This window comes from Streptomyces sp. URMC 126 (genome assembly GCF_051386555.1).
Classification (GTDB): domain Bacteria; phylum Actinomycetota; class Actinomycetes; order Streptomycetales; family Streptomycetaceae; genus Streptomyces.
On record NZ_JBPQTX010000184.1, the window covers coordinates 1 to 13,984 of the forward strand.

The following is a 13,984-nucleotide window of genomic DNA, read 5'->3' on the forward strand; positions in this document are numbered from 1 at the left end:
CGTCCCCCTCGTCCACGACCGCCACACCGGACCCATCCACCCCGCCCGGCCCGGTGGCGACCCCCGATCCGGCCGACACCCCCGGCACGACAACCGGCGCACGCCGCACATCCACGCGCGGTACGGCGTCCAGCAGGGCGCGTGTGTACGGCTCGCGCGGCGCGTCCAGGACGGCGCGCACCGGTCCGTGCTCGACCGCGCGCCCGTCCTTCATCACCAGCAGTTCGTCGACGCTGCCCGCCGCCACCCCCAGGTCGTGGGTGACGAGGACGAGCCCCATGCCGGTCTCCTCGCGCAGCTCCCGGAGCAGCGCGAGGATCTGCGCCTGGACGGTGACGTCGAGAGCGGTCGTCGGCTCGTCGGCGACCAGCAGCCGGGGCCCGCAGGCCACGGCCATGGCGATCAGGGCGCGCTGCCGCTGCCCGCCGCTGAACTCGTGCGGCCGGGAGCGCGCGCGGCGGGCGGCGTCGGGGATGCCCACCCGGTCGAGCGTCTCCACGGCCCGCGCCCGCGCGGCCCGGCGGGAGGCGTCCCGGTGGTGGACGCGGTACACCTCGGCGATCTGGTCGCCGACGGCCTGGTAGGGGTCGAGGGAGGAGAGGGGGTCCTGGAAGACCATGGCGGCCGTGGCGCCCCGAAGCCGCCGGAGTTCCGCCTCGCCGGCCCCCGCGACGTCCTGCCCGGCGACCCGGACCGAGCCGGTGAGCCGGGCGCCCGTCCCGTGGTGCAGGCCGAGGAGCGCGTACGCGGCGGTGCTCTTGCCGGAACCGGACTCGCCGACGATGCCCAGCGCGCCGCCGGGCGGGAGCGTGAAGGACAGCTCGCGCACCGCGCGCACGGGCCCGGCCTCGCCCGGGAACTCCACGGACAACCGGTCGACGGCCACCAGCGGTTCGGCCGCCAACGGTTCGGGAGCGTCGGACGCCGGCGTGGCAGATGCCGGTACGTTCATCACGTTCATCGCAGAGCCACCCTCCGGTCGGCGACGGCATAGAGGAGATCGGCCACGACATTGGCCAGCGCGACAGCGGCGCCCGTGACCATCACCAGACCGACGACGACCGGCAGGTCGATCGTCTTGGTGGCGTCCACCAGCAGCTTGCCGATGCCCGGCAGTCCGAACATCGCCTCGGTCAGCATCGCGTTGCCGAACATCGAGCCGAAGTCGGCGGCCGTGAGCGCGATCACGGGCGCCAGCGCGCCGCGCAGCGCGTGCCGCCCGACGATCGCCCGTTCGGCGACGCCGAAGGCCCGGAAGGTGCGGATGTGGTCCTCGGCCAGCGTCTCCAGCATCGAACTCCTCGTCATCCGCGCGTATTTGGCGGACTCCAGCAGGGCGAGCGCGAGCCAGGGCAGCAGCATGTTCCAGGCCCACTGCTCGGGGTCGTCGCCCAGCGGTACGTAGGAGGGGAACGGCAGCCACTCCAGGTAGGCGCAGAAGAGCATCAGCAGCCCGAGCCCGGTGATGAAGACGGGCGTCGCGCTCCCGGCCAGGGTCAGCCAGGTCAGCAGCCGTTCGACGGCCCCGCCGCGGCGCGCCACGGAGAGCAGCCCGGTGCCGACGCCGATGAGCAGCCACAGCACCATGGCGCCGGTGGCGAGGGAGGCGGTGGCGGGCAGGCCGCGGGCGATGAGGTCGGTGACCTGCTGGTCGCTCTGGTACGACAGCCCCAGGCAGGGGGCGTCGCAGTGCAGCACGCCGGTGCCGGTGGAGTAGTCGTGGCCGGTGACGAGGCCCTGCAGGAAGTGCCAGTACTGGGTGTACACGGGTGCGTCGAGGCCGAGTTGCTCGCGCACCTGCCGTACCTGCGCGGGGTCGCAGCGCGGGCCGCAGGCGAGCTGCGCCGGGTCGCCGGGCGCGAGGTAGAAGGTGGCGTAGACGACGGCGGAGAGCACGAGGAGGACGGCGAGGACGCCGACGAGGCGCCGCAGGACGTACGCGGTCACGCGGCACCGCCCGTCCGGGAGGCGCGTCCGCGCCGGCCGACGCGCAGCCGGGACGCCTCGCGGGGGTCGAGCGCGCCGCGCAGGGCGTCGCCGAGCACGGTGAACGCGAAGGTGGTGACGAAGAGCATCGACGCGGGGAGGACGACGTAGAGGGGGTCGGCGCGGAACCAGGTCTGCGCGGAGGACAGCATCTGCCCCCACGAGGGGGTCGGCGGGGTGATGCCGACGCCGAGGAAGGACATGGCCGCTTCCAGGATCATGTTGGCGGGCAGCAGGATCGCCGCGTAGGTGATCACGGGGGCGGCCAGCGCGGGCAGCAGTTCGCGCCGGGCGATCCGCCACTCCGACGCGCCGGTCAGCCGGGCGGCGGCGACGTGGTCGAGCTTCTTCAGGGCCAGCGCCTGGGCGCGGACGACGCGCGCCAGCGACCCCCAGGCGATCAGTCCGATCACGACGACGAGCAGCGCGGGCCGGGGGAAGCCGGCGGGGACGACGGCCGTCAGGGCGATGGCGAACACCAGCAGCGGCAGGGCCACCATCACATCGGTGAGATGGCCGAGGATCCCGTCGACGAGCCGGTTGCCGAGCGCGGCCGTCAGCCCGACGGCGACGCCGACGGCGATCTGCACGAGCGTGGCGCCGACGGCGACGGCCAGCGAGACGCGGGCGCCGTAGAGGAGCCGGACGAACATGTCGCGCCCGGTGCCGGGTTCGACGCCGAGCCAGTGGTCGGCGCTGATGCCGCCGAACGAGCCGAGCGGCACGCCGCCGCGCGCGGAGTCGACGAGGTCGTCGTGGTACGTGGTGGCGTCCTGGCCCTCCAGCGCGGCGAACAGCGGCGCCGCGAGGGCGAGGAGAGCGAGCAGGGCCAGCACGGCGGCGGCCGGCAGCGCGGCCCGGCGGGCGCGCAGCCGCCGCAGGACCCGGCGGGCGCCGGTGGCGGTACGGGCCGCGTCGCCCGGGGAAGCCGTCCCGGGCGACGCGGCGGCGGTGAGGAGGTCCGTCACTTGACCGCGACCTGCGAGACGTCGAGGACACCGGTCCAGTCGCTGATGACGACGTTCTTCACGTCGTTGCCGAAGAGGCGCTTGTAGACGGGGTGGAACAGCGGGACGGTGAGCGCCCGTTCGCCGATCGTCCGGTCCAGGGCGCCCCAGCGCGCGGCGGCGGCGGAGTGGTCCGTGATCTTGTTGATGGCGTCGATCTCGTCGTTGACCTTGGCGTCGTCCAGGCGGCCGGAGTTGAAGTTGTAGCCGTCCTTGACGATCTGCCGGCCGTCGAAAACCGGCGCCAGGAAGGGGCCGCCGGACGGCCAGTCCGCTCCCCAGTGGCCGAGGAAGAGGGCGGGCTGCCTGTCGACGTCGTGGGTGCGGTCCTCGTAGTCGTTGTCCTCCAGGCCTTCGAGCTTCACCTTGATGCCGGCCTTGCCCAGGGCTTCCTGGACGGCGGTGGCGATTTCGGGGCCGCTCTCGGAGCCCTGGGCGGTGGAGTGGGTGAGGGTGATCTCCAGGCCGTCCTCGTGTCCGGCCTCCTTCAGCAGGGCCTTGGCCTTCTCCGGGTCGCCGGAGGCACCGGCCGGGAAGGGGTCGCTCGGGGTGTACCCGAACGACTTCCGGTTCGGCAGGAAGGTGGTGGCGGGCTCGGCGAGCGAGGAGCCGCCGGCCGCGTTGACGACGCTCGTCCGGTTGACGGCGTAGGCGACGGCCTGCCGGACCTTGGGGTCGTCGAAGGGCTTGGCCTCGGGGTTGAACGCCAGGTAGTTCGTATAGCCGAAGTGCCCGGTGCCGACCCGGTCCGCGAGCTTCCTGTCGCCGCTCACCCGGGCGAGTTCGGCCGGGCCGAGGTTGGTGTCGGTGGTGACGGCGGCGGCGTCGGCGCCCGAGCCGGTCGACAGCCGCTGGTTGATCACCGCCGGTGCGAGTCCGGCCTGGACGTCGATGGTGTCCGGGTAGGCGTGCCGCTCCTTGTCGGTCGCCTCGGACCAGTGGGGGTTGCGCTCCAGCAGCAGCCGCTGCCCGTCGTTGGTGTTCTTCACGACCTTGTACGGGCCGGACGAGACCGGGTGCTCGGCGTACTTGGTGCCCGTGTCCTTGGCCTTGGGGACGGGCGCGAACTGGGTGGAGGTGGCCAGGTAGGGGAAGTCGCCCTCGGGCTTGCGGAGATGGAAGACGATGGTCTTGTCGTCCGGGGTCTCGATGGAGTCGAGGCCCTTCCCCTTCGTCCCGTCGGGCGCGGCCTTGTAGGGGCCCTGGTAGCGGTCGCCGCCGACCAGCCAGTCCCGCAAGTAGGGGCCACCGCCGGAGAGTTCGGCCGCGAACGAGCGCTCGACGCCGTATTTGACGTCGGCGCTGGTGATCGGCGAGCCGTCCTCGTACGTCAGCCCGTCCTTCAGGGTGAACGTCCACACCTTGGCGTCGTCGCTCGGCCTGCCCGTGTCGGTGGCGAGGTCGGGGACGACCTTGGTGCCCTCGGCGCCGTTCGCGCGGTGGCGGGTGGTGAGCGTACGGAAGACGAGGGAGGGGACGTTGCCGCCGCCGGAGGTGTAGAGCCGGGCGGGGTCGAACTGCTTCTGCGGCTGCCGGTTGAGGACGGTCAGCGTGCCGCCCTTGCGCGGCGCCCCGGCGGCCCCGTCGGCGCCCGCGGCCTCGCCCTTCTTCTCGGGACCGCAGGCGGCCGCCCCGGTGACGACGGCCGCGGCGAGGGCGGCCGCGGCGACGCGGCGGGGTACGGAGGATGGGCGCATGGCGGAGGGTGCCTTTCACGGAGGTGCGAGCGGAGAGCGGACCGGGAGGTGGAGACCCGGGGCCGGAGCACCCGCGGAAGGCGGTGGAAGAAGGCGCGCGGCGCCGCGGAACCGCCCCCGGCGGGCACGACGCGGCCTGCGTCGCGCGGAGGTCGCGCGGGGAGAGGGGACGGTGTCAGCGACAGTGGACGTCGGCGACCGCGTGCACGGCCACACCGATCAGCGCCAGCCGGAAGGCGGCGCTCGCGGAGGTGTGGTGGTGCGGCATGCGCAGAAGACTGGACGAATTTTCGACCACGAGCAAAGGTGTCTCACAAAGGGAGACGTACCGTCTCACCACTCGAGCAAATGATCATCCGTCGCCCCACGGCAGCACCCGTCCGCACAGGCCGCCACCGTGGGCCGTCCACGTCACCCCGGGAACGGCCAGGCGTTCGGCTTGCAGGTGACGCCGTCCGTCGTGAGGAACTTCGTCTGCTGCATCATCACCGGCGCCAGGGCCCCCGCCTTGCCGCAGGACTCGTGGTTGTGACCGAGCCGGTGGCCGACCTCGTGGTTGATGAGCATCTGCCGGTACTCGTACATCCGGTCGCCGTACGTCTCGGCGCCCTGCGCCCACCGGTAGGCGTTGATCATCACCCGGTCGGTGGCGGCGGAGTCGCAGGAGACGTTGTCCACGGTGATGTCCAGATCCGACTTGGCGCACCACTTGGCGGTGGTCGTGGGGCCGGCCAGGGTCACCACGAAGTCCGCGTGGCCGGAGGAGACCCGTTCGAAGGTGCGGACGCCGCCGTGACCCCAGCTGCGCCCGTCGTTCAGGGTCCGGTGCACGGCCGTGGCGAAGAGCTCGCCGTCAAGCGGCAGCCCCTTCTCGACGTCAACGCGATACCGCAGAACTTCACCCTTACCGGGGGCTTTGTCGTGCCCTCCGACGGTCATGAATTCACCCGAGGCCGGCGCCCGCTGGTCCAGGGGGTACTTCTTCGCCATCTTCTGCTCGTACGTCACCGGCGCCACGGGAGCGCGGGGCGTCGGGCGGCTCTCGGACCGCGAGGCGGCGCTGCCCGCGCCCTGCCGCGCGTCCGGCGTCCGCGCCTGCGCCCGGCTCTCCGTGCCGTCCTCGACCTGCCCCGCCACGACGACGGCCAGCACGGCCGTCACCACCGCCGCCGCCACCCCGGTGACCGCGCGGCCCCTGCCGCCCGCGGCCCGGTGCGCGCCGCCGGAGGGCGCGTCCCCGCGTCCGCCGCCCGCCCGGCGCGGCTCGGGCACCCGCCCCGCCGACGGCCGGGGGCGGGACGGACGGTCCGGCCGTGACGCCCCCGACGGGCCCGACGAGCCGGACGGCCCCGACTGTCCCGTCCGGCCGCCCTGCCGCCCGATGACACCCCAGCCGATGGCCGGACCCCGCGGGGCGGACCGTACGGCGGGCTCCGGCGGGCCGGACGCTCTGTCGTCCTCCGCGAGGAGGGGCCGCTCGGCGGTCCGGACGGTCTCCCGGGCGCCGGGGATCTCCGGCGCCTCCTCCGTACGCCCCCGGGGGGCCTGGGGGGCACGTGCGCTGTGTTTACCCACGGGGCGTGGCGCTCCGTTCCGACGTCGTGACGGTGTCCGCGAGGAGTTCGCGGAAGGCACGGGCCACCGCGTCCGGATCCTCCATCATCGCCACATGGCCGGTGCCCAGCAGCGTCAGCAGCCGCGAGTCGCGGAACGCCCCGCTCGCCCGGCGGGCCATGCGGTACGAGACGAGCTGGTCGCGCGTTCCGTACACCAGCAGGGTAGGGGCAAGCACGCGCTCGGCCTGACGCCACAGCGAATGCTGCCCGCCGAGGGTGTACGCGTCGACGACGCCACGCGCGGACCGCGCCATCACGTCCCAGAAGTAGGGGAGCTCCAGCCGGCGCTCGTACTCCTCGACGGCGAGGGCGAATCCCTCGGGGGTCACCCGGCCGGGGTCCCCGTAGCAGAGGGCGAGCAGTTCCCGGGTGCGGCGTTCGGGCGTCCAGTCCTTCGTCAGCCGGGCGAAGAGGGCGGCGGCGCCGGGCACCGCCAGCATCCCGGTGGGGAGCGCCGTGCGCTGCGGGCGCAGCTCCGGCAGGGCGGGCGAGACGAGCGTGAGGGTGCGGACGAGATCGGGCCGGACCGCCGCGACGCGGGTGACGACCGCGCCGCCCAGGGAGTTGCCGAACAGGTGGACGGGGCCGCGGCCCTCCGTGTCCAGATAGCAGATGACCACCCGGGCGCAGGCGGTGACGGAGTGGTCGCCGTCGTCGGGCGGCGGCGAGTCGCCGAAGCCGGGGAGGTCCAGGGCCTCTCCGTCGACGACGTCCGCGAGCCGGGCCATCAGCGGGGTCCAGTTCCGCGAGGAGCCGCCGAGGCCGTGGACGAAGAGCGCGGGTGGCGGAGCCGGCCCGTCCGAGGCGGCGGGCGGCCGGGAGCGCACCGCCAGCGTCGCTCCGGGCAGGGTCACCGTGCGCACCCGCTCCCCCGCGCCGAGCTGCGGCGAAAGGGGTGTGGGCGGCACCACGGGAACGGCGGGGGCACCCAGTGCCACCGGCGACTCGGTCTCCGACATGCGGGCAATGTTACGAGAGCATCACGCCGGAATCGCCTGTGGCAGCCGTCACAGATCGCCTGGCGGTGGGCGACCGCGTCTCCTACGCTCGGAGGAAAGGGACCCGAGGGCGGGCCTCCGGACGAGGTGGGCCGCGCGAGGACTCGTGGCGGCTCCCATGGGAAGGAGTTCCGGTACGCCGGCCAAGGCCGGACCGGGCGGAGCGCCCGGAGGACGAGGACGAAGGAGATCTTCCGCATGCCTGTCGACCCGACCGACCCGGACACCTTCGAGGACCTGGACGACACCGAGGGCGCCGCCGTGGCGACCGAGATCGGCGTGGAGGCGCCCGAGGCGGACGCCGCCGAACAGCTCGCCGACCTCGCGCCGGTGCGCGACGAGCCGCTGACCGGGATCGACCCCGGGACGGCCGACGAGGCGGACCGCGCGGAGCAGGCCCGGGTCGTGGAACTGGACGAGGACGACTACCGGTGAGCCCGGCACGGGTGCCGGCGGGTCCGCGGGGAGCGCCCCGGGACGGTCCCGGGAAAGCCCTGCCCGCCGGCGTCCGCGCGCGAAGAGGGGCGCACGCCGACGGTGGAACGTGGGATTTGTCGGATTTTTGTGGGCTTCCCACAGCGTCCGCCAGGTGAAATTCTCCCCTCCGGCCACGCACGGCGCGGTTACCCAAAAGTACGATGGCGGGCGCGGTGCACACCGTGCGGGAACAATCATGGGAGGCGGCGTGACAGCCATCGAGCAGACCGAGGCGCGCCCGCGGGGCACGCGCCTGCCGCGCCGAGCCCGACGCAACCAGCTCCTGGGCGCGGCCCAGGAAGTGTTCGTGGCCCAGGGCTACCACGCCGCGGCCATGGACGACATCGCCGAGCGCGCGGGCGTCAGCAAGCCGGTGCTCTACCAGCACTTCCCCGGCAAGCTGGACCTCTACCTGGCCCTGCTGGACCAGCACTGCGACAACCTGCTCCAGGCCGTGCGCACGGCCCTGGCGTCGACGTCCGACAACAAGCAGCGGGTGGCGGCCACCATGGACGCCTACTTCGCCTACGTCGAGGACGAGGGCGGCGCCTTCCGGCTGGTCTTCGAGTCGGACCTCACCAACGAGCCCGCGGTGCGCGAGCGCGTCGACCGGGTCTCGCTGGCCTGCGCCGAGGCCATCAGCGAGGTCATCGCCGAGGACACCGGCCTCGCCAAGGAGGAGGCCATGCTGCTGGCCGTCGGCCTCGGCGGCGTCTCCCAGGTGGTGGCCCGCTACTGGCTCTCCAGCGGCAGCACGGTCCCGCGCGGCACGGCGGTCCAGTTGCTGACGTCGCTGGCGTGGCGCGGCATCGCCGGGTTCCCGAAGAACGAGCACTGACCGCTCCGGCCGCCGGCCCTCCCGGCCGCGTGTTCGCTGCCAGCGTGCGGGCGCGGGCCCGGCGCGCCCCCGCACCGGGCTAATGTGTGGACCGTACGGCGCGGCGCGTCCGCGCACCCCTCCCCTGGGGCTACGCCGTGGGGGACGCACACCTTCGGAGGGACAGTAGCCGTGGAGGTCAAGATCGGCGTGCAGCACGCGCCCCGCGAGATCGTTCTGGAGAGCGGTCAGTCCGCCGAGGAGGTCGAGCGCGCGGTGGCCGACGCGCTGGCCGGAAAGGCACAGCTGCTCAGCCTGACGGACGAGCACGGCCGCAAGGTCCTGGTCCCGTCCGACCGGCTGGCCTATGTGGAGATCGGCCAGCCCGCCACGCGGCGGGTCGGCTTCACCACCATCTGATTCGGCGGACGACGGGCGGGATTCCGGTGCGCGGGCACCGGGGCCCCGCCCGTCGCCGTACCCGGGGCACGTCCTTCCGGAGCGGCCCTCCCGTGCGGCCCTACGCAGCGCGCCCCTTTCCCGAACGAGCCTCCGGAGCGGCCCTCCAACACGTCCCTCCAGGCGAGCCGGTCCCCCGCGCGAGGCGTGTCGCGAGCCTCCGCCCGCACTCCCGGGGAGAACGATGGGAGCCCCGCCCCGAGGGTTGCCGCGAGCGGCCCCGGGGTAGGACCGCTACGACCGATTTGCACCTGCCGCTCATCGGCTCACGGGAGGGAAGCGACGATGATCCTCTGGGAAGCGCTCGGCTCGGTCCTGATCGGCCTCGCCGTCTCCTTCGGAGCCCTGCGCTGGCTGCCGGCCCGGTTCGGCCGGTTCCGCTCCCGCACGCTGACGCTGGGCACCGGACCGGTGGCCGGCCTGTTCGGCGGCCTGCTGGCCCGCTCGGTGCTGGGTCCCGGTCACGCCCTCGCGATCCTGGCGGCCTCGCTCGTGGTGGCGGTCGCGCTGCTGTCCCTGCTGCTGCGTCCCGCCGGGCCGCCCCGCCGGTCAGCCACGGCCTGAGCCGGGCCGCCGGACGGAGCCCCCGGTGTCACGGGACGGTGCGCCGTGTGCCGACCGCCTCGCCTACGCGGCCAGCCCCAGCGCGGCCATCCGCTTGGTGTGCGCCTCGGTGATGCGGGAGAACATCTTCCCCACCTCCGCGAGGTCGAAGCCGTCGGCCACGCCGCCCACCAGCATCGTGGACAGGGCGTCACGGTCGGCGACGACCCGCTGCGCCTGCGACAGCGCCTCGCCCATCAGCCGGCGCGCCCACAGCGCCAGCCGGCCGCCGACGCGCGGCTCGGCCTCGATCGCGGCCCGCACCTTCTCGACCGCGAACGTGGCGTGCCCGGTGTCGTCGAGGACGGCGAGCACCAGCGCCCGGGTGTCGGAGTCCAGCCGGACCGCCACCTCCCGGTAGAAGTCACTGGCGATCGAGTCGCCCACATACGCCTTGACCAGGCCCTCCAGCCAGTCGGAGGGAGCCGTCTGGCCGTGGAACTCGTCCAGCGCGGCGGCGAAGGGCTCCATCGCCGCGGTCGGCTCGACGTCGATCGCCGCGAGCCGGTCCCGCAGCCGCTGGAAGTGCTGGAACTCGGCGGCGGCCATCTTGGCCAGCTCCGCCTTGTCGCCCAGCGTCGGCGCCAGCTTGGCGTCCTCCGCCAGCCGCTCGAAGGCGGCCAGCTCGCCGTAGGCGAGCGCGCCGAGCAGGTCCACGACCGCGGCGCGGTAGCGGGGGTCGGCGGATGCCCGCGCCCAGTCCTGGGCGGCGATTCCGGTGAGTTCCTCGGCGGGCTCTGTGGCCGCTGCGGCCTTGTCGGACGTCTCCATGAACGGAACCTTAGCCCGCTGCGGCGGGGAGGGAAGCCCCTGGTCAGCCAGGTGTCCACAAGGTCAGGGACGAATGGCCCGGGCGCGGATGCGCCGTTCCGGGGTAGAGTGCTATACGGCCCGCCGAGTACGCCGAGCAAGGCGCGTGTTCGACTGGCCGTCTCCATGCAGGTTCCTCCGGGAGTGAGTCCTCGGAGCGCCAGCGGATGCCCGGTCGGTGGCCCGATCGGCTTCCACCCGACCGACCGCCCTCCGCGCGGTGTGGACGAGTCGTCCGCATACCAGGAGGGATCCGCTCGCAGCACGTGTGCTCGCGCGAAGGCAGTGGTCCCGCGCCATCCGGCTCCCGCCGGAACGAGTACGACGGCGCGGTACGTACGGACTCCTCGTACGACCCCCTTCGCCGCCCCGTGCCGCGTCTCACAGAAGAGGCAGCACCCTGAATACCCCTGACACGCAGAAGACCACGTTCCGAGAACTCGGAATCCTCCCCGAGACGGCCGAGGCGCTCGACGCCGTCGGCATCCTCCACCCCTTCCCGATCCAGGAGATGACGCTCCCGGTCGCCCTCTCGGGCTCCGACGTCATCGGCCAGGCCAAGACCGGCACGGGCAAGACCCTCGGCTTCGGCCTCCCCCTGCTGGAGCGCGTCGTCGTCCCCGCCGACGTCGAGGCGGGCCGCGCGAAGCCCGAGCAGCTGACGGACGCCCCGCAGGCCCTGGTCGTCGTCCCCACCCGTGAGCTCTGCCAGCAGGTCACCAACGACCTGCTCACCGCCGGCAAGGTGCGCAACGTGCGCGTCCAGGCGATCTACGGCGGCCGGGCGTACGAGCCGCAGGTCGAGGCGCTCAAGGCCGGCTGCGACGTCGTCGTCGGCACCCCGGGCCGGCTGCTCGACCTCGCCGGGCAGAAGAAGCTGGACCTGAGCCACGTCAAGGCGCTGGTGCTGGACGAGGCCGACGAGATGCTCGACCTGGGCTTCCTGCCCGACGTCGAGCGCATCATCACCATGCTGCCGGCCAAGCGGCAGACCATGCTGTTCTCGGCGACCATGCCGGGCGCGGTCATCTCGCTGGCCCGCCGCTACATGTCGCAGCCCACGCACATCCGCGCCACCTCGCCGGACGACGACGGCCGCCAGACGCACGCCAACATCACGCAGCACGTCTTCCGCGCCCACAACATGGACAAGCCGGAGATCGTCGCCCGCATCCTCCAGGCGGAGGGCCGCGACCGCGCGATGATCTTCTGCCGAACGAAGCGGACGGCCGCCGACATCTCCGAGCAGCTCATCCGCCGCGGCTTCGCCGCCGGCGCGGTCCACGGCGACCTCGGCCAGGGCGCGCGCGAGCAGGCGCTGCGCGCGTTCCGCAACGGCAAGGTCGACGTGCTGGTCTGCACCGACGTCGCCGCGCGCGGCATCGACGTCGACAACGTCACCCACGTCGTCAACTACCAGACGCCCGAGGACGAGAAGACCTACCTGCACCGCACCGGCCGCACCGGCCGGGCGGGCAAGTCGGGTACGGCCGTCACGCTGGTCGACTGGGACGACGTCCCGCGCTGGAAGCTCATCAACAAGGCGCTGGAACTGCCCTTCGACGAGCCGGAGGAGACCTACTCCACGTCGCCGCACCTCTACGAGGCGCTGGGCATCCCGGCCGGCACGAAGGGCATCCTGCCCCGCTCGCAGCGGACCCTCGCCGGGCTCGCCGCCGAGGAGATCGAGGACCTGGGCGAGACCGGCGGACGCGGCGCCGGCCGGGGCCGCGGCCCCAAGGACGGCCGGGACGGCCGGGAGGCCGCCGCCGAGCGCACCGAACGCACCCGTACGCCGCGGCAGCGCCGCCGGACGCGCTCGGGCGCGACGCCGGACGCCGCCGCGCGGACCACTGCCGTCACCGCCGCCACGGCGACGCCGGAGGCCGCGGAGACGGCCGTGACGGAGAGCGCCCCCGTGGCGCGTCCGGCCACGACGGCTCCCGAGACGCCGGCCCGTCCGCGCCGTCGCCGCCGTACCCGCACCGGCGGGTCGGGCTCGGCCTCGGTGTCGGCACCGCAGGCCGCTCCGTCCGCGTCGGCTCCGGTGGCGTCCGCCCCGGTGGCCGAGGCTTCCTCCGCTCCGGCCGTCTCCGCGGCCCGTGAGGAGGCTGCCGCGCCGGAGGCGTCCGTGACCAGGACCCGCCAGGCTGCCAAGGCCGAGACCGCGTCCGCCGCTCCTGTCGTCTCCGCCACGTCCGCCGCTTCCGTCGCGCAGGCCCCGAAGGCGTCCGTGACCACGGCACCGGCCCCCGAGCCGGAGGCCGCGGCCCGTCCGCGCCGCCGTGCCCGGGCCGCGGCCCCCCGCCAGGCGGGCGCGTCGCTGCCGTCGCAGGCTGTGCCGACGAGGGACGGCCGCACCGCGCGTCCGCGCTACGCGGCGCCGGCCACGGCCGTACCGGAAGGCGACTTCGAGACCGTCGAGACCGCGCTCCTGCGCGTTCAGGCGGCGGCCCGGGCCGCCGCCGAGCTGAAGGCCAAGGACTCCTCCGCCGCAGCCGGGGCGCCGGCCGCCGAGCCGGTGAAGCGGACGGGCAAGCGCGCCGCGAAGACGGCCGAGCCCGCGACCGCAGCCCCGGCGCGGGAGGAGCGTCCCGCCGAGCCGGCCGCCACCGCGCCGGTGGCCGAGGCCGCGCCCGTGAAGCGCGCCCGCCGGGTCGCCACGCGCGCGGTCGCCACCCTCGGTACGGAGACCGCTCCGGCGCCCGAGCAGCCGGCCGAGCCGGTCGCCACCGCGCCGGTCTCCCCGGCCGCCCCGGCGAGGCGCACGCGGCGCATCGCCACGCGGGCCGTCACCACGCTCGGCGCGGAGGCCGCTCCGGCGGCCGAGACGGTCGTCGAGGCCGCCGCGCCGGCCGTCGAGGCGGAGCCGGCCGCGCCGGCGAAGCGGACGCGGCGGGTCGCCAAGCGCGCCGTGACCACCCTGGAAGCGGAAGCTCCGGCGGCCCCGGCCGCCGTGGCGGAGAAGTCCGCCGTGGCGGAGAAGTCCGCCGTGGCGGAGAAGTCCGCCGTGGCGGAGAAGCCGGCCGTGGCGGAGAAGCCGGCCGTGGCGGAGGAGCCGGTCAAGCCGAAGCGGACCCGGACGGCCAAGAAGGCCGCCGCCGCGCCGGTGACCGAGGCGGAGGGTGAGGCCGAGGCGAAGCCGAAGCGCACCCGCACCACCAAGAAGACCGCCGCCGCTCCCGCCGCCGAGAGCGAGGCCGAGGCCAAGCCGAAGCGGACCCGCACCACCAAGAAGGCCGCCGCCGAGCCGGTGGCCGAGGGCGAGGCGGAGACCAAGCCCAAGCGGACCCGCAAGAAGGCCGCCGCCGCGCCGGTCGCCGAGGCGGAGGGTGAGGCCGAGGCCAAGCCGAAGCGCACCCGCACCACCAAGAAGACCGCCGCCGCTCCCGCCGCCGAGGGCGAGGCCGAGGCCAAGCCCAAGCGGACCCGCAAGAAGGCCGCCGCCGCGCCGGTCGCCGAGGCGGAGGGTGAGGCCGAGGCCAAGCCGAAGCGCACCCGCACCACCAAGAAG

General features: G+C 74.3%; 13 protein-coding genes. 5 read left to right on the forward strand and 8 right to left on the reverse strand.

The features are described from left to right. The 7 genes from ACSNOK_RS21380 to ACSNOK_RS21410 all read right to left on the reverse strand — a co-directional run. Positions 1-952 (reverse strand): ABC transporter ATP-binding protein (locus ACSNOK_RS21380; RefSeq protein WP_436782357.1); only part of this gene is annotated, 952 nt, incomplete at its 3' end. Between the two features lie 5 nt (positions 953-957). After that, positions 958-1,947, reverse strand: a complete 990-nt coding sequence (locus ACSNOK_RS21385) for an ABC transporter permease (RefSeq protein WP_436782347.1) — start codon at positions 1,945-1,947, stop codon at positions 958-960. After that, the gene (locus ACSNOK_RS21390; RefSeq protein ID WP_436782348.1) at positions 1,944-2,954 is read right to left on the reverse strand and encodes an ABC transporter permease; all 1,011 of its coding nucleotides are present in this window, start codon (positions 2,952-2,954) and stop codon (positions 1,944-1,946) included. The genes ACSNOK_RS21385 and ACSNOK_RS21390 overlap by 4 nt, the downstream gene beginning before the upstream one ends. Beyond that, positions 2,951-4,690 (reverse strand): ABC transporter substrate-binding protein, encoded by a 1,740-nt coding sequence (locus ACSNOK_RS21395; protein WP_436782349.1) that lies wholly within the window; start codon positions 4,688-4,690, stop codon positions 2,951-2,953. Before ACSNOK_RS21395 ends, ACSNOK_RS21390 begins: the two co-directional genes overlap by 4 nt. A 175-nt stretch (positions 4,691-4,865) precedes the next feature. After that, positions 4,866-4,958, reverse strand: a complete 93-nt coding sequence (locus ACSNOK_RS21400) for an Ms4533A family Cys-rich leader peptide (protein WP_436782350.1) — start codon at positions 4,956-4,958, stop codon at positions 4,866-4,868. A 143-nt stretch (positions 4,959-5,101) separates the two neighbouring features. Then, positions 5,102-6,265 carry a DUF3152 domain-containing protein gene (locus tag ACSNOK_RS21405; RefSeq protein WP_436782351.1) on the reverse strand — a complete coding sequence of 388 codons (1,164 nt, stop codon included), beginning with the start codon at positions 6,263-6,265 and terminating at the stop codon, positions 5,102-5,104. Beyond that, positions 6,258-7,265, reverse strand: coding sequence for an alpha/beta fold hydrolase (locus ACSNOK_RS21410; RefSeq protein WP_436782352.1), 1,008 nt, complete (start codon positions 7,263-7,265; stop codon positions 6,258-6,260). Before ACSNOK_RS21410 ends, ACSNOK_RS21405 begins: the two co-directional genes overlap by 8 nt. Before the next feature lie 237 nt (positions 7,266-7,502). Between ACSNOK_RS21410 and ACSNOK_RS21415 the strand changes: the two genes are divergently transcribed. From ACSNOK_RS21415 to ACSNOK_RS21430, 4 genes are all read left to right on the forward strand, one after another. After that, complete coding sequence (locus tag ACSNOK_RS21415) at positions 7,503-7,739, forward strand: hypothetical protein (protein WP_436782353.1); 237 nt, start codon at positions 7,503-7,505, stop codon at positions 7,737-7,739. 250 nt (positions 7,740-7,989) lie between these two features. After that, entirely contained in the window at positions 7,990-8,619 is a 630-nt protein-coding gene (locus ACSNOK_RS21420; RefSeq protein ID WP_040887389.1) for a TetR/AcrR family transcriptional regulator, read from the forward strand. Positions 8,620-8,790: 171 nt separating this feature from the next. Then, complete coding sequence (locus tag ACSNOK_RS21425) at positions 8,791-9,018, forward strand: DUF3107 domain-containing protein (RefSeq protein WP_004937370.1); 228 nt, start codon at positions 8,791-8,793, stop codon at positions 9,016-9,018. Between the two features lie 324 nt (positions 9,019-9,342). Continuing rightward, the gene (locus ACSNOK_RS21430; protein ID WP_436782354.1) at positions 9,343-9,621 is read left to right on the forward strand and encodes a hypothetical protein; all 279 of its coding nucleotides are present in this window, start codon (positions 9,343-9,345) and stop codon (positions 9,619-9,621) included. A gap of 63 nt (positions 9,622-9,684) precedes the next feature. On the opposite strand, the gene ACSNOK_RS21435 is transcribed toward ACSNOK_RS21430, so the two are convergent. Further along, positions 9,685-10,431, reverse strand: coding sequence for a ferritin-like fold-containing protein (locus ACSNOK_RS21435; RefSeq protein WP_436782355.1), 747 nt, complete (start codon positions 10,429-10,431; stop codon positions 9,685-9,687). A gap of 550 nt (positions 10,432-10,981) precedes the next feature. Between ACSNOK_RS21435 and ACSNOK_RS21440 the strand changes: the two genes are divergently transcribed. Beyond that, positions 10,982-13,984, forward strand: a 3,003-nt coding sequence (locus ACSNOK_RS21440) for a DEAD/DEAH box helicase (RefSeq protein WP_436782356.1), incomplete at its 3' end; no start/stop codon positions are given.